The organism is Blautia acetigignens (assembly GCF_025566865.1).
Taxonomy (GTDB): Bacteria; Bacillota; Clostridia; order Lachnospirales; family Lachnospiraceae; genus Blautia_A; species Blautia_A acetigignens.
In genome coordinates this window covers 1-20,209 of sequence record NZ_JAOQJM010000020.1, presented here as the reverse complement: position 1 = coordinate 20,209, position 20,209 = coordinate 1, and the positions used below count along the sequence as shown (strand labels likewise).

The 20,209-nt window shown below is 45.0% G+C and carries 14 protein-coding genes, 2 pseudogenes and 1 other annotated feature; of the genes and pseudogenes, 1 reads left to right on the top strand and 15 read right to left on the bottom strand.

Annotation, left to right across the window (positions count from 1 at the left end):
- Positions 1–45: 45 nt before the first annotated feature.
- The 12 genes and pseudogenes from OCV70_RS16935 to OCV70_RS19945 all read right to left on the bottom strand — a co-directional run.
- The gene (locus tag OCV70_RS16935; RefSeq protein ID WP_173768010.1) at positions 46–804 is read right to left on the bottom strand and encodes an amino acid ABC transporter ATP-binding protein; all 759 of its coding nucleotides are present in this window, start codon (positions 802–804) and stop codon (positions 46–48) included.
- Positions 791–1,543, bottom strand: a complete 753-nt coding sequence (locus OCV70_RS16930) for an amino acid ABC transporter permease (RefSeq protein ID WP_021924466.1) — start codon at positions 1,541–1,543, stop codon at positions 791–793. The genes OCV70_RS16935 and OCV70_RS16930 overlap by 14 nt, the downstream gene beginning before the upstream one ends.
- Positions 1,544–1,568: 25 nt before the next feature.
- On the bottom strand, positions 1,569–2,087 hold the full coding sequence (locus OCV70_RS16925; RefSeq protein WP_202031110.1) for a GNAT family N-acetyltransferase: 519 nt from the start codon (positions 2,085–2,087) through the stop codon (positions 1,569–1,571).
- A gap of 24 nt (positions 2,088–2,111) precedes the next feature.
- Positions 2,112–2,969: a transporter substrate-binding domain-containing protein gene (locus OCV70_RS16920; protein ID WP_117854815.1), complete on the bottom strand. Its 858-nt coding sequence runs from the start codon at positions 2,967–2,969 to the stop codon at positions 2,112–2,114.
- A 37-nt stretch (positions 2,970–3,006) separates the two neighbouring features.
- Complete coding sequence (locus OCV70_RS16915) at positions 3,007–4,242, bottom strand: glutathione S-transferase C-terminal domain-containing protein (RefSeq protein WP_173768012.1); 1,236 nt, start codon at positions 4,240–4,242, stop codon at positions 3,007–3,009.
- 478 nt (positions 4,243–4,720) lie between these two features.
- Complete coding sequence (gene rpoC, locus OCV70_RS16910; protein WP_173768014.1) at positions 4,721–8,449, bottom strand: DNA-directed RNA polymerase subunit beta'; 3,729 nt, start codon at positions 8,447–8,449, stop codon at positions 4,721–4,723.
- Positions 8,450–8,466: 17 nt separating this feature from the next.
- Positions 8,467–12,321, bottom strand: coding sequence for a DNA-directed RNA polymerase subunit beta (gene rpoB / locus OCV70_RS16905; RefSeq protein WP_117854809.1), 3,855 nt, complete (start codon positions 12,319–12,321; stop codon positions 8,467–8,469).
- Between the two features lie 173 nt (positions 12,322–12,494).
- Positions 12,495–14,816, bottom strand: coding sequence for a right-handed parallel beta-helix repeat-containing protein (locus OCV70_RS16900; protein ID WP_173768016.1), 2,322 nt, complete (start codon positions 14,814–14,816; stop codon positions 12,495–12,497).
- A gap of 176 nt (positions 14,817–14,992) precedes the next feature.
- Entirely contained in the window at positions 14,993–15,364 is a 372-nt protein-coding gene (gene rplL, locus OCV70_RS16895) for a 50S ribosomal protein L7/L12 (protein ID WP_117854804.1), read from the bottom strand.
- A 67-nt stretch (positions 15,365–15,431) separates the two neighbouring features.
- Positions 15,432–15,947: a 50S ribosomal protein L10 gene (rplJ, locus tag OCV70_RS16890; RefSeq protein WP_117854801.1), complete on the bottom strand. Its 516-nt coding sequence runs from the start codon at positions 15,945–15,947 to the stop codon at positions 15,432–15,434.
- A 30-nt stretch (positions 15,948–15,977) separates the two neighbouring features.
- Positions 15,978–16,114: a sequence feature (ribosomal protein L10 leader region), on the bottom strand.
- Between the two features lie 42 nt (positions 16,115–16,156).
- On the bottom strand, positions 16,157–16,345 hold the full coding sequence (locus OCV70_RS16885; RefSeq protein WP_021924909.1) for a DUF6472 family protein: 189 nt from the start codon (positions 16,343–16,345) through the stop codon (positions 16,157–16,159).
- Positions 16,346–16,348: 3 nt separating this feature from the next.
- Positions 16,349–16,510 (bottom strand): annotated as a pseudogene (locus OCV70_RS19945) (DUF6783 domain-containing protein); the annotation flags it as partial.
- Between OCV70_RS19945 and OCV70_RS19940 the strand changes: the two are divergent.
- Positions 16,448–16,678, top strand: a pseudogene (locus OCV70_RS19940) (DUF6783 domain-containing protein). The pseudogenes OCV70_RS19945 and OCV70_RS19940 sit on opposite strands and share 63 nt — an antisense overlap.
- Here OCV70_RS19940 and OCV70_RS16880 read toward each other — a convergent pair.
- The 3 genes from OCV70_RS16880 to OCV70_RS16870 form a co-directional block, all read right to left on the bottom strand.
- A complete protein-coding gene (locus OCV70_RS16880) occupies positions 16,618–16,896 on the bottom strand; it encodes a kinase (protein ID WP_243000405.1) in 279 nt (92 codons plus the stop codon). The pseudogene OCV70_RS19940 and the gene OCV70_RS16880 overlap by 61 nt on opposite strands.
- Positions 16,883–18,193, bottom strand: a complete 1,311-nt coding sequence (locus tag OCV70_RS16875; RefSeq protein WP_173768017.1) for a sensor domain-containing diguanylate cyclase — start codon at positions 18,191–18,193, stop codon at positions 16,883–16,885. The genes OCV70_RS16880 and OCV70_RS16875 overlap by 14 nt, the downstream gene beginning before the upstream one ends.
- A gap of 372 nt (positions 18,194–18,565) precedes the next feature.
- Complete coding sequence (locus OCV70_RS16870) at positions 18,566–19,972, bottom strand: MATE family efflux transporter (RefSeq protein WP_021924913.1); 1,407 nt, start codon at positions 19,970–19,972, stop codon at positions 18,566–18,568.
- Positions 19,973–20,209: the final 237 nt, after the last annotated feature.

The following is a 20,209-nucleotide window of genomic DNA, read 5'->3' as shown; positions in this document are numbered from 1 at the left end:
GATACAGCTGTTTTATTCTCCTTTTTGAAATTTTCAGGTGTTCGTTTAAATCATGTACTCCGGCTGTGCCATAATATTCATCTTTCGGAAAAATTCCTGGGTACGCAGGTTCGTCGGGTGGTCGAATACTTCCTTCGGTGTTCCGTCCTCCACCACATGTCCCTTGTCCAGGAAAATCACACGGTTGGATACATGACGGATAAAGTTCATCTCATGGGATACCAGAAGCATAGTGTAGCCCTGTGCTGCAACCTTGCGGATGACGTCCAGCACCTCGCCAACCAGCTCCGGATCCAGTGCGGAGGTAGGCTCATCCAGAAGAAGGATCTGCGGCTTCATTGCAAGGGCTCTTGCCAGCGCAACTCTCTGCTGCTGTCCGCCCGACAAATGCTTGGGATAATGATTTGCCCAGGGTGCCATGCCTACCAGCTTCAGCTGCTCGATGGCAATCTCTCTTGCCTGCGCCTTTGACATCTTCTTTACCACGATCAGACCTTCCATTACATTCTCAAGAGCTGTTTTTTTCTCAAAAAGATTAAAGCGCTGGAATACCATTCCTGTATTCTGTCTCAGATATAAAAGGTCTTTTGGCTTTTTCTCGGAAAGATCAATGGTTTTATCCCCGATGGTCACAGTGCCCCGTTCCGGTGTTTCCAGGCGGTTCACGCAGCGAAGAAGGGTGGATTTACCGGTTCCGGAAGGACCAATGATTCCCACTACATCGCCTTTTTTGATATCTAGGCTGATGTCGTCCAGGACAACATTATCATTAAATTTTTTTGACAAATGATCAATTTTTATCATGGGTTGCGTCCTCCTCGGCAAAGTTTACCAGCTCCACCTGATCCGGAATACGAATCTTATTTTCAATTATACGGATCAGCTGCTCAATAATCAAGGTAATTACCCAGTAAATAATAGCAAGTGATACGTAAACCTCGAAATAGCGGTATGTTTTTCCTGCAATAATCTGGCCCTGTGCGGTAATCTCCACAACTGCACAGGTGAAGGCCAGTGATGTTCCTTTGATAATGCTGATCAGGGCATTTCCCAGTGTAGGAAGCGCTACCTCAAAAGCTTCCGGAAGAATGATCCTGCGAAGTGCCTGCGGATAAGTCATTCCAAGTGCGTGGGCGGCTTCAATCTGTCCATTGTCTACGGACTGAAGTGCGGAACGGATGATCTCTGCCATAAAGCCAGCCTGATTCAGTCCAAGTGCGATCATTGCATAGGCAATTCCAGGAATGTCTGCCACTGCAAGGTTGGTGCCGAATTTCTGGTTGATGGCTTTGAAAAACATTGGGATTCCAAAGAATGCCACATACAGCTGTACGATTACAGGAGTTCCTCGAAGGAGAGAAATCAGAAGGTTGGTAAGCTGTGTCAGTACCTTGATCTTATGCATTTTTATGATCGCCATCACAAGTCCTAAGATCAGCCCCAGAAGCATGGAAAGCACTGCCAGCTCCAAAGTGATTGGTAATTTTCCCAGCAATTCCGGGATCGATGTGAATACCAGTGATACGTCAAATAATTTTCCCATGATTTTTCTCCTACAAGTTCAGTTTCTATAAATATTTTTCTACAAGCACACAGGTAAATCCAAAAGGTCCCGGCGCATTCTTCGGTCTGGAAGGCTCCTGCTTCGGCTTCTCTTCCTGTTTATGATGCTTGTCGTATACGGACGGGTCCACATCCGGGTTCAGCTGATAACCCAGCTTTTCATAGAAACCAGCAGCACGGTCCTGGCTGCTGATCACGATGTGGTTTACTCCGTACTCTTTTAACCAGTTCTCTGCTTCCTGGATCAGGATTCTGCCGTAACCGCCTTTTTGTTTTCCCCGGACGACGCAGACACGTTCGATCTTGCCGGTCTTCTCGTCTGGAAAAGCGATTCGGCAGCCTGCCACTGGCTTGTGATCCTCAATCAGGATCACAGCCTGCAGGTCCTCTTCCTTTTCGTCATGGGAAAATTCCAGCTCTATGGGAATGCTCTGTCCCACGCAGAAGGCATCTGTCCTCACGTAATCATAAGCTTTGTATTTCCAGGTCTCTGCCCCTTTTTCTATGCGATAAATTTCCACCATGATCGTTCTCCTTGCATCTCTGATTTAGTTGATTGTCTCTTCGAAGTATTTCTCGTCCGGGCTTGTGTCTTTTCCAAGATATTTCTCGGTGATCTCAGCCAGGGTTCCGTCCTCTTTCATTTCCTTCAGCACTGCATCCACATCCTCACGAAGAGCTGCGCCCTCCTCATTTTTTCCAAAGAGAAAATAGGTGTTGTTCTGTGGGAAAAGGAATTCCTGTGTTTCGTCGTCAATTGGATTTGGAACCAGCTGTCCCTCCAGTCCAAAGTTTGGAAGAAGGTTGTCGATCAGCGGGCCATCGTCAATGGCAACGTCTGTAACACCGTCTACAATGTTCTGGTAACGAACCTGGAAATTGGTGTTGTCGTAAACGATCTCGATCTGATGATCCGGGTTCTCCTCATTCCATTGCTCCAGTGCATTGGCTGTCAGGCTTCCGGCTGTCAGCTCGATCTTGTAGCCTCTGTCTGCCAGATCCTGAAGGGAGGTCAGCGGCTCATCATCTGCCCGCTGAATGTACTCATTAAAACTTGTCTTATATGGGAAAGAGAAGTAATAGGATTCTGCTCTCTCGTCTGTGTAGCCGTAATTGTTGATTGCAATGTCATACTGGCCGCTGATTACGCCCTGTAGTGCATCTGCTGTATCAATCTGAAGCTCATACTGAGGAAGACGGTTAAAAACCTCTTTCACAATGTCAATATCAACTCCTGTCAGTTCATTGTCATCTCCTACATAAAAGTAAGGAGCCAGGGAACCGCTTGTAACACCTTTGATCACCTTTACGTCGGAATCTGCAAATACGCTGACTGCACCGCCTGTAAGGCTTGCTGCTGTCACACCTGCCAGTAAAACTGCTGTTAATCTATTAAATCTTTTCATAATCTCTATCCTCTCTCGTAAATTTTTTGCCTGATTCTCATAAAAGTCCCTTCAGCGGGTTAATGGATGCGTCCACGGATAAGGTTCCATTCTTCGGATTTCTGTCTTCCCATTTCGGGCTGTTCCAGATAGTCTTGGAAATGGGGCCTGCGTAATCCTCGTAGGTCTCTCCTTCCGGATGGCGAAGGAATAACTCATCTGGTGTTTTGCTTAATTTTCTTCTCTCGCCGTCGTCTGCCCAAAGCTTTTCGAAATCAACTTTTGAAAGGATTCTGTCGTTGTATCCACGGAAAAGAACCTCTCCTAATTTCTTTCTGGGGCCGTCTAATGCAAGTACCTGCGGATCGCTTCCGTGGCGGAATGCCGGGATTGCGTAGAGCTCTCTTAAGTAGCCCCAGATGTTTTTGTAATCACGGATTGGCTTTTTCACTGGACCGATGTTATGGAAATAGCTTACATCCCAGCGTACCAGGGTAACATAAGCGCGGACATCGCTGTCTGTAATGTAATCTCCGAAAAGGAAACGGTTTGTTTCCAGTCTCTTATCCAGCTTCTCAAGTGATTCATAAAAATCTTCATATGCTTCATCATAAGCCTCCGGTGACTGGCAGAATGCCATGCGGTAATGTCCGTTGTTTACATGTGGGAAAAGCCAGTCGTTAAATTCATCGATTTCTTTACGGAATTTCTTCGGGTACAGGTCCGGCGCATCCTTTGGCTGGAAGGGACGGAACTGAACTTCAATGTAGTTTGTAAGACGATGATAATCGTTGTTTACTGCTTTCTTTTCTTTGATGTCTACCAGAGTTGGGGTGGTAGCTCTTCCTTTGAAATCCGAATTGGCTCTTTTGTAAAACTCACTTAAGAAGTAAGCGCCTGTCTTGGGATCCTTGAATCCTGGCTGATCTCCAAATGCATGTCCGTAGCTGTTAGTCTCGCCAGAATGAGTCACTCTGGTATCTGAGATCACATCCTGAAGTCCAAGAAGATCTCTTACAATGATCGGTCTGTTTGACCAGTTGCATCCGGTTGCCCAGTAGATTCCGTAACGGTTTGCCTCTGCTTTCAGGTCTCCCTCTTCATCACCGAATGGCTGGATAAAAGCGTTTGGCTGTCTGATAAATGCGCCTCTCTCATCGATTTCTACTAAAGTTTCATTTGGTCTTGGATCAACTCCAACTTCTTTCGCAAACTGCTCTGCAAGTGCATCTGTATATTTTACTTCTTCCTTAATTTCCTCTGCTGGTGAAAAACTGCATCCGCATCCACTCATTTTATTTTCCTCCGAATTGTCTGATTTTCTAAAAATGGGTACAAAAATAGCAGGTCCCATATCCGAATCCCTGCTTCAAAAAACTTCTTTGTTCTTATATAGCATCAACGCATATGTATGTAAATCTGTTCTATTTTCTTTCTGTCTTCATGGAGCCGCAACAACAGCAACAACACATAACCTCTTTTTCCATCTTCATGCTGCAACACATCTTCGCGGTTCTAATTGATACTGTCATATTGGTTTCTCCTTTCCTAGTAACTCGATATGTTTTATATATTTCTCTTGATGTTGCTTATTATAAAACAGAACTTCACCATATGCAACCACTAAATAGCGTTTTGGGAATCGCAGTTTTATAGAGCTAGTTATAGCTTTACGCTATAGCAGGTGGGATTTTTGGGCACACTTCAGCTGTAAAAAGGCAAAAAAATCCCCCAGAGCAACATTTCTGTCACCCTGAGGGATCCTAATTCATTTATTCTTCACTGTCGTCAGCGGAGTCAACCTCTTCATCATCGAATGCATCCTCATCCTCTGCGTCTTCCGGAGTTTCACTGATCTCCAGATCTTCAGAATCTTCCGCTACATCAAGCATGTCCTGATCGTCATCCATCTCGTCGAATTCGATTTCTTCCGGCTCCTCCGGCATTCCTGTATCAAGCTCTACATCGCTGTAGCACTTCATACCTGTACCAGCAGGAATCAGTTTACCGATGATAACGTTCTCTTTCAGACCGATCAGATGGTCAACCTTACCCTTGATCGCAGCTTCAGTCAGAACCTTAGTGGTCTCCTGGAAGGAAGCAGCTGACAGGAAGGAATCGGTTGCAAGAGACGCCTTGGTGATACCAAGCATTCCCTGTTTTCCAACTGCAGGACGTAAGCCCTCAGCTTCCAGTTTCTCATTTACTTCCTCATACTCAAGGAAGTCAACAAGTGTTCCTGGCAGGAACTCGGAGTCTCCGTTGTCCTCGATGCGGATCTTCTTCAGCATCTGGTGAACGATAACCTCGATATGCTTATCGTTGATCTCAACACCCTGGAGACGGTATACACGCTGAACCTCACGAAGCATGTAATCCTGAACGGCACGAACACCCTTGATTCTAAGGATATCATGCGGGTTTACACTACCTTCAGTAAGCTCATCACCAGCTTCCATAACCTGTCCGTCCATGATCTTGATACGGGAACCGTATGGGATCAGGTAGGTCTTGGATTCTCCAGACTCCGGATCTGTTACGATGATCTCTCTCTTCTTCTTGGTGTCGTTGATTGTAGCAACACCAGGAATCTCAGTGATAACGGCAAGTCCTTTCGGCTTTCTTGCCTCGAAAAGCTCCTCGACACGAGGAAGACCCTGCGTGATATCTCCACCGGCAACACCACCAGTATGGAAAGTACGCATGGTCAACTGTGTACCAGGCTCACCGATAGACTGTGCTGCGATAATACCGATGGATTCACCAACCTGTACCGGTTCTCCGGTAGCCATGTTGGCACCATAACATTTCGCACACACACCCACCTTGCACTTACAGCTAAGGATGGTACGGATCTTAACCTGCTCTACAGCACCTCCGGTAATGTTGTCCACGCCCTCTTTCATGATACGTGCGGCACGCTTCGGAGTAATCATGTGGTTTGCTTTTACAAGGATTTCACCGTCTTTATTCTTAATGGTCTCGCAGGAGAAACGGCCTGTGATACGATCCTGAAGGCTCTCGATCTCCTCCTTGCCATCCATGAAACCTTTTACATACATACCGGAAATCTCGGATCTGTTCTCACAGCAGTCCATCTCACGTACGATCAGGTCCTGAGATACGTCAACAAGACGTCTTGTCAGGTAACCGGAATCGGCTGTACGAAGAGCGGTATCGGAAAGTCCTTTACGAGCTCCATGAGCGGACATGAAGTATTCCAGTACGTCCAGACCTTCACGGAAGTTTGACTTGATAGGAAGCTCGATTGTATGTCCGGTTGTATCGGCCATCAATCCACGCATACCAGCAAGCTGTTTGATCTGCTTATCAGATCCACGGGCACCGGAGTCAGCCATCATGAAGATGTTGTTGTACTTATCAAGTCCGGACAGAAGTGCGTGAGTAAGCTCATCATCAGTCTTCTTCCATGTATCAACAACCTCTTTGTAACGCTCTTCCTCGGTAATAAGACCACGTTTGTAGTTCTTGGTAATCTTGTCTACAGTATCCTGGGCAGCTTTAATCATCTGCGGCTTCTGCGGCGGCACGGTCATATCAGAAATAGATACAGTCATGGCAGCTCTTGTAGAATACTTGTAACCCATAGCCTTGATAGCATCCAGAACCTCAGCGGTCTTGGTTGCTCCGTGAGTGTTAATAACTTTTTCAAGAATCTGTTTCAGCTGTTTCTTACCAACCAGGAAGTCAACCTCAAGAAGAAGCTCATTTCCCGGAATGCTTCTGTCAACAAATCCAAGATCCTGCGGAAGGATCTCATTGAACAGGAAACGTCCCAGTGTAGACTGTACATTGCCTGTGAAAGTGCTTCCATCCGGCATTACCTTGCTGGTACGTACAAGAATCTTGGACTGCAGGGTAATTACCTGGTTCTCATATGCCAGAATTGCCTCGTTTACGCTCTTGAAGAACTTGCCTTCACCCTTATTTCCAGGTCTTTCCTGGGTCAGATAATAGATACCAAGGACCATATCCTGTGAAGGAACGGCTACCGGGCCACCATCGGAAGGTTTCAGAAGGTTGTTCGGAGACAGAAGCAGGAAACGGCACTCTGCCTGTGCTTCCTGGGAAAGCGGAAGATGGACAGCCATCTGGTCACCATCGAAGTCAGCGTTGAAAGCGGTACAAACAAGCGGATGAAGCTTAATCGCCTTACCTTCTACAAGGATCGGCTCGAACGCCTGGATACCCAGACGATGCAGTGTAGGTGCACGGTTCAGCATAACCGGATGCTCTTTGATAACATCTTCGAGAACATCCCATACAGCTGGCTCAAGCTTCTCTACCATCTTCTTGGCATTCTTAATATTGTGAGAGGTACCGTTTGCTACCAGCTCTTTCATTACGAAAGGCTTGAACAGCTCGATTGCCATCTCTTTCGGAAGACCGCACTGATAAATCTTCAGCTCAGGTCCAACGACGATAACGGAACGTCCGGAGTAGTCAACACGCTTACCAAGAAGGTTCTGACGGAAACGTCCGGATTTACCTTTCAGCATATCGGAAAGGGATTTCAGGGCTCTGTTTCCAGGACCTGTTACCGGGCGGCCGCGGCGGCCATTGTCGATCAGGGCATCAACTGCTTCCTGAAGCATACGTTTCTCATTGCGGACAATGATATCCGGAGCACCAAGCTCAAGAAGTCTCTTCAGACGATTGTTACGATTAATGATTCTTCTGTACAGGTCATTCAGGTCAGATGTTGCGAAACGTCCGCCATCCAGCTGTACCATAGGACGAAGATCTGGCGGGATTACAGGAACAACGTCAAGGATCATCCACTCAGGACGGTTGCCTGACTCACGGAAGGACTCAACAACCTCAAGACGTTTGATGATTCTTGCACGCTTCTGGCCTGTTGCCTTAACCAGCTCTGCCTTTAATTCAGCGGAATCCTTCTCAAGGTCGATTGCCATAAGGAGCTCCTTGATGGCCTCAGCACCCATGCCCACACGGAAGTTGTTTCCGTAGGACTCACGGGCATCCTGATACTCTCTCTCAGTCAGGATCTGCTTGTACTGGAGTCCGGAATCAGCCGGATCCAGTACGATATAGTTTGCAAAGTAAAGGACTTTCTCCAGTGTTCTTGGAGTCAGATCCAGGATAAGTCCCATACGGGACGGAATACCCTTGAAATACCAGATATGGGAAACAGGAGCAGCAAGCTCAATGTGACCCATACGCTCTCTACGAACGGAAGCCTTGGTAACCTCAACGCCGCATCGGTCGCAGACAACACCTTTATAACGGATTTTCTTATATTTACCACAGTGGCACTCCCAGTCCTTGCTCGGTCCGAAAATTCTTTCACAGAAAAGTCCGTCTTTCTCCGGTTTCAAGGTACGGTAGTTGATGGTTTCCGGTTTTAAAACCTCACCTCTTGACCACTCTCTGATCTTTTCCGGGGACGCCAGTCCGATTTTAATGGCATCAAAAGTCATTGGCTGATATGTTTCATTGGTATTGGTTGATTCTGCCATGTATTCTTTTCCCCTTTCTACTCTTCGATATCATCGTAGGAATCGTCGATTTCGGATTCATAATCCTCATCTTCGTCCTCGTCCACATCAACAAGCTCCTCACCGTCAAACTCCTGCTTGGTGTAGCCGTGTTTGCTAAAGGATTCCTGGTCTCTGTGTCCTCTGGAATCTCCCTCGATAACTGCTCGAAGGTCGGTTTCGCCGTAATCTACATTCTCCATGATCTGAACTTCTGTCTGATCATCCTTGAGTACGCGCACATCCAGGGCCAGGGACTGAAGCTCTTTAAGAAGTACCTTAAAGGATTCCGGAATACCAGGCTCAGGAATATTGTCACCCTTGATGATTGCTTCATAAGTCTTCACACGACCGACAACATCATCGGATTTAACTGTCAGGATTTCCTGGAGTGTATAGGATGCACCATATGCCTCCAGAGCCCAAACCTCCATCTCTCCGAAACGCTGTCCACCGAACTGGGCTTTACCACCCAGAGGCTGCTGTGTAACCAGAGAGTAAGGACCTGTGGAACGGGCATGGATCTTATCATCAACCAGATGATGCAGCTTCAGGTAATGCATGTGTCCGATTGTGGTCGGGCCATCGAAGAACTCTCCGGTACGTCCGTCACGGAGCTGAACCTTACCGTCTCTGGAGATCGGAACTCCCTTCCACAGTGCTCTGTGGGCTTTGTTCTCATCCAGATACTGCATTACATCAGGTGCCAGAATATCTTTGTATTTCTCACGGAACTCCTCAAAGTCCTCTGTATTTACATAGTCATTTGCAAGTTCCAGTGTATCCTGGATATCATTCTCGTTTGCACCATCGAATACCGGTGTGGAAATGTTAAAGCCAAGTGCCTTGGCAGCAAGGCTTAAGTGGATCTCCAAGACCTGTCCGATGTTCATACGGGAAGGTACACCCAGAGGATTCAGCACGATATCCAGCGGACGGCCGTTCGGAAGGAATGGCATATCCTCAACCGGAAGTACTCGGGAAACGACACCCTTGTTACCATGACGACCAGCCATCTTATCACCAACGGAGATCTTTCTCTTCTGTGCGATGTAAATACGTACAGACTGATTTACTCCAGGAGACAGCTCGTCACCATTTTCTCTTGTGAATACCTTGGCATCTACAACGATACCGTACTCACCATGAGGTACCTTAAGGGAAGTATCACGAACCTCACGTGCCTTCTCACCGAAGATTGCACGAAGAAGTCTCTCTTCTGCTGTAAGCTCAGTCTCTCCCTTAGGAGTTACCTTACCTACCAGAATATCCCCTGCACGAACCTCTGCACCGATACGGATGATTCCGCGCTCATCAAGATCCTTGAGTGCGTCATCACCAACGCCTGGAACATCACGGGTGATCTCTTCCGGTCCCAGCTTGGTATCACGTGCTTCTGCTTCATATTCTTCAATGTGAACAGATGTGTAAACATCGTTCTGAACAAGTTTCTCACTTAAAAGTACCGCATCCTCGTAGTTATAACCTTCCCAGGTCATAAATCCGATCAGAGGGTTCTTACCAAGGGCAAGCTCTCCCTGAGAGGTAGACGGACCATCTGCAATAACATCTCCTGCTTCAACGTGCTCGCCCTGATTTACGATCGGACGCTGGTTGTAGCAGTTGCTCTGGTTACTGCGCATGAATTTGGTAAGATGATAATCATCCTTTGTTCCGTCATCATTCTTGATACTGATATCAGTAGATGTGGAACGAAGTACAGTACCGGACTTTCTTGCAACGATGCAGACACCGGAGTCAACAGCTGTCTTGGCTTCCATTCCTGTACCAACAACCGGTGCCTCTGTAGTAAGAAGCGGAACGGCCTGACGCTGCATGTTGGATCCCATCAGCGCACGGTTCGCATCGTCGTTCTGAAGGAATGGGATCAGGGCTGTAGCTACAGAGAATACCATCTTAGGAGATACGTCCATGTAATCAAACATCTGACGCTCATACTCCTGAGTCTCTTCGCGGAAACGACCGGAAACGTTCTTACGAACGAAATGTCCCTCTGCGTCAAGTGCCTCATTCGCCTGTGCTACATGGTAGTTATCCTCTTCATCTGCTGTCATGTAAACAACTTCGTCGGTTACACGCGGATTCATAGGATCTGTCTTATCAATCTTACGGTAAGGTGCCTCAACAAATCCGTACTGATTCAGCTTTGCATAGGATGCAAGGGAGTTGATCAGACCGATGTTCGGTCCCTCAGGAGTCTCGATCGGGCACATTCTTCCGTAATGGGAATAGTGAACGTCTCGAACCTCGAATCCGGCTCTGTCTCGTGACAGACCGCCAGGTCCAAGTGCGGAAAGACGTCTCTTATGGGTCAGCTCACCAAGCGGGTTATTCTGATCCATGAACTGTGACAGCTGGGAAGATCCAAAGAACTCTTTTACAGCAGCTGTAACAGGTTTGATATTGATCAGGGACTGCGGGGAAATGCTCTCCACATCCTGTGTTGTCATTCTCTCACGAACCACACGCTCAAGTCTGGAAAGACCGATACGGTACTGGTTCTGAAGCAGCTCACCCACCGCACGGATACGACGGTTTCCTAAGTGGTCGATATCGTCGTCATTTCCAATGCCGTATTCCAGATGCATATTGTAGTTAATGGAGGCAAAAATGTCTTCTCTTGTAATATGCTTCGGAATCAGATCATGGATATCTCTGCGGATAGCAGCAATTCTGTCCTCAAGTGTGTCATTTTCTTCCAGAATTTTTTCGAGTACAGGGTAGTATACTAACTCTGTAACACCAAGCTCTTCCAGGTTCTCGATTTCTGGCAGATAGTGATGCATGTCTACCATTAAGTTGGAAAGAACTTTAATTCTGCGGTCTTCTTCACCCTGGATCCATACAAATGGAACTGCAGCGTTCTGAATGGCATCAGCCAGTTCTCTGGTCACGATCTGGCCAGCCTCTGCCAGGATCTCGCCTGTAGAGCCTTCCACCACATCATCAGCCAGTTTGTGGCCAACAATTCGTTTATTAAAATGAAGCTTTTTATTAAATTTATAACGTCCGACCTTGGCAAGATCATATCTTCTCGGATCAAAGAACATCGCATTGATCAGGCTCTCTGCGCTCTCAACTGCAAGCGGCTCGCCTGGACGGATTTTCTTATACAGCTCAAGAAGACCTTCTTCATAATTTGTAGAAGTATCTTTTGTAAAACTTGCAAGGATCTTCGGCTCTTCACCAAACAGATCGATGATCTCTGCATTGGAGCCAACCCCAAGTGCACGGATCAGTACAGTGATCGGAACCTTTCTGGTTCTGTCCACACGTACATAGAACACATCATTGGAGTCAGTCTCATATTCCAGCCATGCTCCTCTGTTAGGAATTACTGTACAGGAAAACAGTCTTTTACCGATTTTATCGTGTGCAATGGCATAATAGATTCCAGGGGAACGTACTAACTGGCTGACAATAACACGCTCAGCACCGTTAATAACGAAGGTTCCTGTCGCAGTCATAATCGGCAGGTCTCCCATGAAAATCTCGTGTTCGTTGATCTCTTCTGTTTCCTTGTTAATCAGTCTCACTCGAACCTTCAAAGGTGCGGCATAAGTTACGTCACGTTCTTTACACTGCTCGATGGTATATTTAGCATCTTTTTCATCAAATGTGAAGCCGATGAACTCGAGACTGAGCTTTCCGCCGTAGTCTGCGATTGGAGAAATATCATCGAACACTTCATTCAATCCTTCGTCGAGAAACCACTGGTAAGAATCCTTCTGGACCTCGATCAAATTCGGCATTTCCAGGACTTCTTTTTGTCTCTGGTAGCTCATTCGCATGCTTTTTCCAGTTTTTACAGAACGAATTCTGTTTTTTTCCATTGACGTTTCACCCCTGTTTTATTTTATTTATTACAACATCAGCCAGCCCTGCTTACTAAGCATAGTAGGCATATCTTGCCATAATATAGCATTCTTCACTATAGCACAACAAAAAAAGCCTGTCAAGCACTTTTCCTGTTCTTTTTTTAATTTATTTCAATTTGAAGCAGTCTTTATAATACTTTCTGCTCTGTGTAGGAACGGTTTCCATATTTATCTGTCAGCAGCAACAGAAGCACGGTTCCTTTTTTCTGTTTTGGAATGGAGACACTGTATCTTCCTCTGGAAGTAACATTGCCCTGTCCGATCCTTTTGTTTCCGGATTTTGTCACAACATATACAGTAAGCCTTCTGCCTCCTGCTGCCGTTCCGGTAATTCTTGCGGTGTTTCTGGTGATTCTTGCGGATGCTGGAAGCCTTACCAGAACAGAACCTGTACTGTTCCTGGAATAGACGGCATAGGAACTTCCATTATTCCGCAGCCGGTTTTGCTGACTGCCTGAAATCCTGGACTGGACGATCCGCAGACCGCAGTTCCCGTTTCCTGTGATCGTATTTCCATAAAGGGATTTTAGCTGACTGGAGATCACCTGTACTCCATAGCGTTTTACAGTAGTTACGTTATTAGATTTTATATCAGTATCGCCAATATTTTTCAGGTATATTCCGTCTAGTCTGCAGTCAGATACCTTATTGGATATCACCTGACATTTCTTGCTGTCCAGAACCACAATTCCGCTTTTATTGCTGACACCAACATCATTTTTGCTGATTACAGTACCTGTACTTCCCGTTCCAATGTAGATTCCATCATTTAAAGTGTTATTTATAATATTTCCCGTAATTTTATTGTCTGTTGAAGCAGCATTCAATGTCCTGCCGCCGTTATTAGCACATATTCCATTCCCCTTGCAGTCACCAATCTTATTACTGCTTATCACATTTCCAGATGATCCGGCCAAATAAATTCCCGTGATAGAAAAGGAACTGGCATGCACTAATGAAATCCGGTTTTTGTTTACCACACAATTATCTGCAAGATACATGTAAATTGCATTGCCTACATCAGAAACTAAATTGTTCTCTACCGTAACATTTGTTACTTTATAGATTCCTTCTGGTATACCAGTTGCATTCGCATTCACTTTACTGCCCTGTATTTGGATTCCATATCCCTTCCAGCTTTTTCCATTAATTTTATCTGTATTAGAAATAAATATCCGATTATTTTTCACAGAAATATTGGATGAATACTGATTTCCAGCAGTTCCCGGCGCTGCGTCAGGTGCCAGATGGGTATTGGGCGTATACATGCTGCATACAAGTACTCCGCCGCCTACATGTTCCATCGTGTTGTCTTCCACTGCGGAGTCCACATAGTTCAAGCACCATACCGCACGCTTGCGGATGTTTCGGAAAGTGTTATTGCGGATCTGGATGTTTCGATACGGACGGTCGTAAACCATGCTGTGGCTTCCCACGCCTGCAAAAACATCCTCGAAAGTATTATTCTCAATCAGCACATTTTCACAGACAGCACCGTCGAACGGCTGATATCTTGGGAAAATATAGTCCAGGCAGGCATCCAGCTGAATACATTCCTGTCCGCCGCCCTCATAATCTTTCCAGTAGCCACGGAAGGTGCAGCCGGTCACTACAGCATCCTTCACACCTGCAAGTTCAAGGAAATGAGACTTCAGGTTGTTAAGAAAGGTGACATTCTTCACGGTTATATTGGTAGCATGTCCAATACGGAAGCCAACGAAACCGCCTGGATTCTCCTTGCCTTCTACATTCTGATAGTTCAGATCCCAGGTTCCGCCATCAATGGTAACATTCCGATAGCCATTATAGCCGCCATCAGAAAGCACTTCTTCCCCAAGCCGGAGAATAATGTGCTTGTTGGTGCTGCTCTTCGTGATAACTGCACCCTGGGCATAAAGAGTCATATTGCTGTACAGATGAATGGTATTGGAAATATAATAATTTCCCGGAGGAATGATCACTTTACAGGGAGACACATCTGTAGCACGCTGCCCCATAAATTTCAAAACAAGGTTCAGCACATTGGTGATATCAGTTCCATCCTGGACATCCAGGGTAACCTCTGTGGCATCTGCCGGAATTTTGGCAAGAATTTCTGCTTCCTCTTCGGAAAGATCGGCAGCCTGTACTTCTGCCTGTGCCTCATCCGAGCTTCCATCTGTGAATGCCATCTCGTCACTGCTGCCGCTGAAAAAAGCAGCCTCACTTTGCTGTTCTTCTGAATCAGATCCAAAGCTTGCCTCAGCTTCTTCTCCGCTTTCCGGCAGCATCTCCGGATCATCTGTGTCATCCGGAACCTGCACTTTCTCAGTTCCGTCTGTGTAAAAACTATCACTTTCAGTCGTATCGGAAAACTCAGCTGCAATTTCCGGTGCCTCTGCATAAGCAGCTCCGCTGCAGCCCAGTTCCAATGACAATCCCAACAGAATTCCAGCCACAAGTCTCTTCATATTCATCCTCCTGCCTTAAATCATCATAGTCTTTCCCTGCAGGATCCTTTATGTAAAAAAGAAATATCATCTGTTTCCCTTTTACATAAAGGATCCTCGCTGACAAAATCCTTTGCAAAAAAAATCCCCGCAGTTGCCTGCAAACAGACTTCTGCGGGGAGCTTGGTTCGCTTAAATTATTTAAGAGTAACTTTAGCGCCTTCAGCCTCAAGTTTAGCTTTGATGTCCTCAGCCTCAGCTTTGGAAGCGCCCTCTTTAACTGCTTTAGGAGCACCATCAACAACTTCTTTAGCTTCTTTAAGACCTAAGCCTGTGATCTCACGAACAACTTTGATAACTTTAACTTTGTTAGGACCTACTTCTGTAAGCTCTACGTCAAACTCATCTTTCTCCTCTGCTGCCTCAGCTGCACCAGCTGCTGCTACAACAACGCCTGCTGCTGCGGATACACCGAACTCTTCCTCGCAAGCTTTTACTAAATCATTTAACTCTAATACAGATAACTCTTTGATTGCTTCGATAAACTCAGCTGTTGTTAACTTTGCCATTATAATTTTCCTCCATTTTTAAAATTTTTGTGGAATCAATGATTCGATTCAGCGGCAGATTCTTAAATTATTCTGCTGCTGGAGCCTCTGCTGCACCCTCGCCCTGCTGTTCTGCAATCTGATTAAGCACACGAGCAAAGTTGGTGATAGGAGACTGGATACTTCCAAGCAGTTTGCCGAGAAGTTCTTCTCTGGACGGGATCTGGGACAGAGCCTGGATTCCTGCCTGATCGTTGTAGTTACCCTCAACAATACCTGCAACTAATTCAAGTGCCGGATACTGTTTTGCAAATTTAGCAAGGATTCTTGCAGGAGCAGTAGCGTCTGTTGCAGAAATTGCAATAGCGTTTGTTCCATGTAAGTGCTTGTCAAGATCTGCACATGGAGTACCTTCAAATGCACGACGCATTAAAGTGTTCTTGTAAACCTTGTACTGTACGCCGGACTCTCTTAACTCTTTACGTAAAATAGTATCCTGCTCAACTGTAAGACCGCTGTAGTCAACCAGTACGACTGCCTGTGCGTCTTTAATGTTGTTTGCGATTTCTTCTACGATTGGCTGTTTCAGTTCTACTTTTGCCATGAAATGGTACACCTCCTTATAAAATTTGATATACCGCCAAAAAAAGCCTTGCTGTAAGACAGCAAGGCTTAACGTAATTCTTACTTAAGAATACTTAGTCCTCGGTAGGCGTTTTAATCCTTATGCCTTACGGCACCTACTGTCTTCGGCAGCGTTCTGTAATAAAATACCATGTTCGTTTTTATTTGTCAATAGGTAATTTCATTTTTTTACATTTGTTTTCTTACTACCCGATATTCATCTCCCATGCGGAAATATGGACAATCGTGATTGGTTCCGGTAACAAAGCGGTACATCTCATCTTCATCCAGATTCATCTCACAGGTATAGCACTCATAATCGTCATCATAAGAATAATTTACACAGTACTCGCAGTTTACTCCCTGCTTGTTCTTCATTATTTATAAAACCTGCCTTTCTACAGGAATTTCATTATTCGGGAAAATTAGAGCATGTTTGAAAAAGGCTCTAGAGCGTGTTTGAAAAAGGCTTTCTGCAAGATGTGCGTCACAATTTGTGGGAGATTTTGTCCGGATGAGGGCGCCGTAGCGGGCTACGGCAACTGAATTCGGGCAAAATATACCGCAAAGTGGGGCGTGCAGATTGCGGGAATGATTTTTCAAACAGGCTCTAAGGCTTCCCCCGAATCCATTTGGCGTTTTCGCTTTCGTCAGCTTCCTGGGAGCATATCCGGCCATGACAAAATTTCTCTGGCAATAATATTCTCATAATCACCCTCTATATCCTGGCTCCGTCCTGCTTCATAGATATTGGTCTCAGCGCCCCATACCCGGTCCTCATATTCCCATACATGGAATTTCAGTCCCCGGAAAAGGAAATCGAGGCTTCCGCAGCCGTCTGTCTCTGTATATTCATATTTAATGTTTTTCTTCTTTAATGCATCCTGTACGATCTGCAGCCGCATTTTGCACACCTCACTTTTCGTCATTCTTCTCTACAGTTCCGTTATCAACATGGATACGGTTCTTGCCTGTTTTCTTTGAAACATACATTGCATGGTCCGCAGACAGATACAGGTTTTCGTAATCCTGTCCTGCTGCAGGATAAGCCGCAGCACCAACACTGATGGTAAAATGCGGTTCCTCCTTGGAGGCCGCCAGCACATCCAGAATCTCAGCGCCCTTTGCTTCCGCATCTGCAGCGAATTCTGTATCCGTCATGAATACAATGAATTCATCACCGCCAAGCCTTCCCACAATATCATCCTTGCGGAAATTCTCTTTCAGAATCTTCACAAGATTGATCAGCGCCAAATCTCCCATGGCATGTCCCATAGTATCATTAACTGTCTTGAAATCATCAATATCGATCATGAACAGATAGCCTTTGCAGTTTTTGTTCTGCATAAGCTCACCAATCTTCGCTTCTGCGGATTTACGGTTGAGAGCTCCGGTCAGACCATCTATCGAAGCTTTTTCCAGCAAATCCTGTTCCTTGGTCATTTCATCCTGCACATCCGAAATCTTGCCAAGGAATACCTGGGGAGTACCAAGACGTCCGCGTACCAATCGGCCCATCCAGCGAACCCAGCGATAGTTGCCATTCTTATCCTTAAAGCGGATTACGAAATCGTCAATCTCATCTTTCTTATCTCCGATAGTGGAAAGAAGATTCTTTACCTTCTCTACATCATCCGGATGTACCATTGCAAAATCAGTGTCATTCTCAAATGGACGTATCTGGCCAATTTCCTTCAATCCAAACAGGGTGGTTATATTCGGAGTAAATACCAGTGTCTTATCCAGACAGTCGTATTCAAAAAGTACCGTGTCGGAAAACTCAGACAAAATATCGTATCGCGCCTGCCCTTTCATTGCACGCTTCTGTTGTTTCATATACAAACGGCCAATCAGAATGATTATAATTGACATACAGCCAAACAATGTTATTATTAAAGCGCGATTTCCGTTAATGAGCATTGTTCTGTAATTTTTTATTTTATTGGAGCGATAGCCTGATACCAGAATACAATCTCTGTCTTCCAGCTTAGACGCCGCCAGATAAATATCTGATTTCTCTAATTCGGAAAATAAATACGGCTGTCCGAAAGTAAGATTTGCAAGGATATCTTCTACTTTCTCAATATCTTTGTCTTTGATCCGAATAGACCTCAATTCCGTGTCTACTGTATATTCGATATCAAAAATCTTCATATCGCCAGCCAGAATCACACCTTTAGAGTCACATAGGTAATGGAACACCCTGTTTTTATCCTGTTTAATCATTTTCCAGGCTTTCTCTAAATCAGCAGTTTCTCCCTGATCATCACAAAAAGCCTCTATTTCTGATAATGCCTCTGAATGAGCGGACAATAGAGTTTCTTCCATTAGTTCGGAAAAAACCCTCTCAGTTTTCTGACGATATCTTTTCATGAGGAACGTAGTCAAAAAAACCATCACCAGCAAACAAATTAAGACTATAAAAAACCATTGCCTTTTCGTTCTATATTCAGAATTATCTTTCATGATTTTTTTCATATAACGACATCCAATCCTAATTAAAAAGCTTTTATTTAAGTATAAAGCTTGCACATAGCTCTGTCAAGTTAACCTTATATTACCTGTGAACAGTTACAAAATATCACATACTTAAAGCTATTATCTATGGGCAGAAGTCATAGGATTCCATTTTCCGCTTAAATAATGTCTTGTAAATAATATAAACAGCAGCAAATTATGCCCGATCATGCATCCCCAGGCAGAAATCAGTCCCATTCCAAGCATATGGATACAGACAAATGTTCCCAAAATCCGAACTCCCCACATACCAACTACATTGAATACGAACGGTGTCACTGTTTTTCCCACACCTTGCATCATTCCTTCTATAACAATAGGAACTCCGTAAAATGGCTCGGAAACAGCAACCATGCGAAGTACTGTACTTCCCAGACTAATGATCTGGGCATCTGATGAAAAAAGCCTGATCAATACTGGTGCAAAAGTGAACAAAAGTCCGCCTGAAACAACCATTAATCCGATTTCTAATGGCATGATTGCTCTTGCAAGTCCGCTTAGCTTCTTATTGTCATTAGCACCTAACGCATTTCCTGCCAAAGTGGCTGCAGCTGTCTGCATTCCCCAACCTGGAATATAAAATGCTGATTCAACTGTATTTGCAATCGTGTGAGCCGCAGTTGCAGTTTCGCCAAGTGAATTAATCATAGATGCAAACGCTACGTAGCCAAGAGATGTTGCAAAGCGCTGAAACATATTTGGAACTGCCACTTTCAGACATGGCTTAAGAACTACCTTATCCAGCTTAAAGCTCTGTCCTTTTGGCGAGATATCCGGGTGTTTCCATAATTTAATTGTAATGGCTATACCGCCAATGGTATATGCAATTGCACTTGCTGCAGCAGCGCCCTGAACGCCCCATCCAGCACCTGGGATTAACACATTTTTTCCACCGATGGAAACCGTCCTTGTGGAATATATGAGGAAATAATTCAGCACAATGTTGATAACATTAAATGCAACGCCTACCTGCATAGGAGTTTTGGTATCACCCACAGCCCTGAGAACTGTTCCAAAAATAATATTTGCAGTTCTAAATAGCATTGGGGAATATAAAATCAAAAAATAGCTGGATGCCATTCTTCGTATAGAAGGATCTACCTGCATCCATACTGGCACTTTGCTGCTAAGTCCGATCGTCAGAAGTGTAAATAAAATTCCTACAATCAGAACTGTGATTACAGCCTGTGCAGAAGCTTTCTTAGCTTGCTGTTTTTTTCCAGCTCCCATTGACTGAGAAATGTATGCCAAAAATCCTACACTAATTGCAGAAATAGTACTGCCGATCAGCCAATTGACTGTGCTGGTAGCACCTACAGCCGCAGTAGCGCGAGTTCCAAGTACACCAACCATTCCTGTATCCATGTACTGCACAGCAGTCTGCATAAGCTGCTCTAGCATAGTTGGCCATGCCAGAGAGAAAATAATTGGCAGCATTTCCTTTGTGTCTTCATCTGTCCTTTTTAGTTTGTTTCTACTAAATTTCATCTGGTTTCTTCCTGTTTACTATTTTTCAAATCTTTACCAATCTATAAAAAAATCCAGGTAACAAAAAAACGATAACCAACCGGCTACCGTTTAAGTCCTGTACCTTCAAAACTACATACATGCTGTATCCTCTTCGGAATCTTTTCGAATCATTTCTCAACCTTGCGAATAAATCGGAAGTTCCATCTCACTTCGTTCGATGGAACGACCTTCGTGCTTAGCACTCAGGTCAAGCCC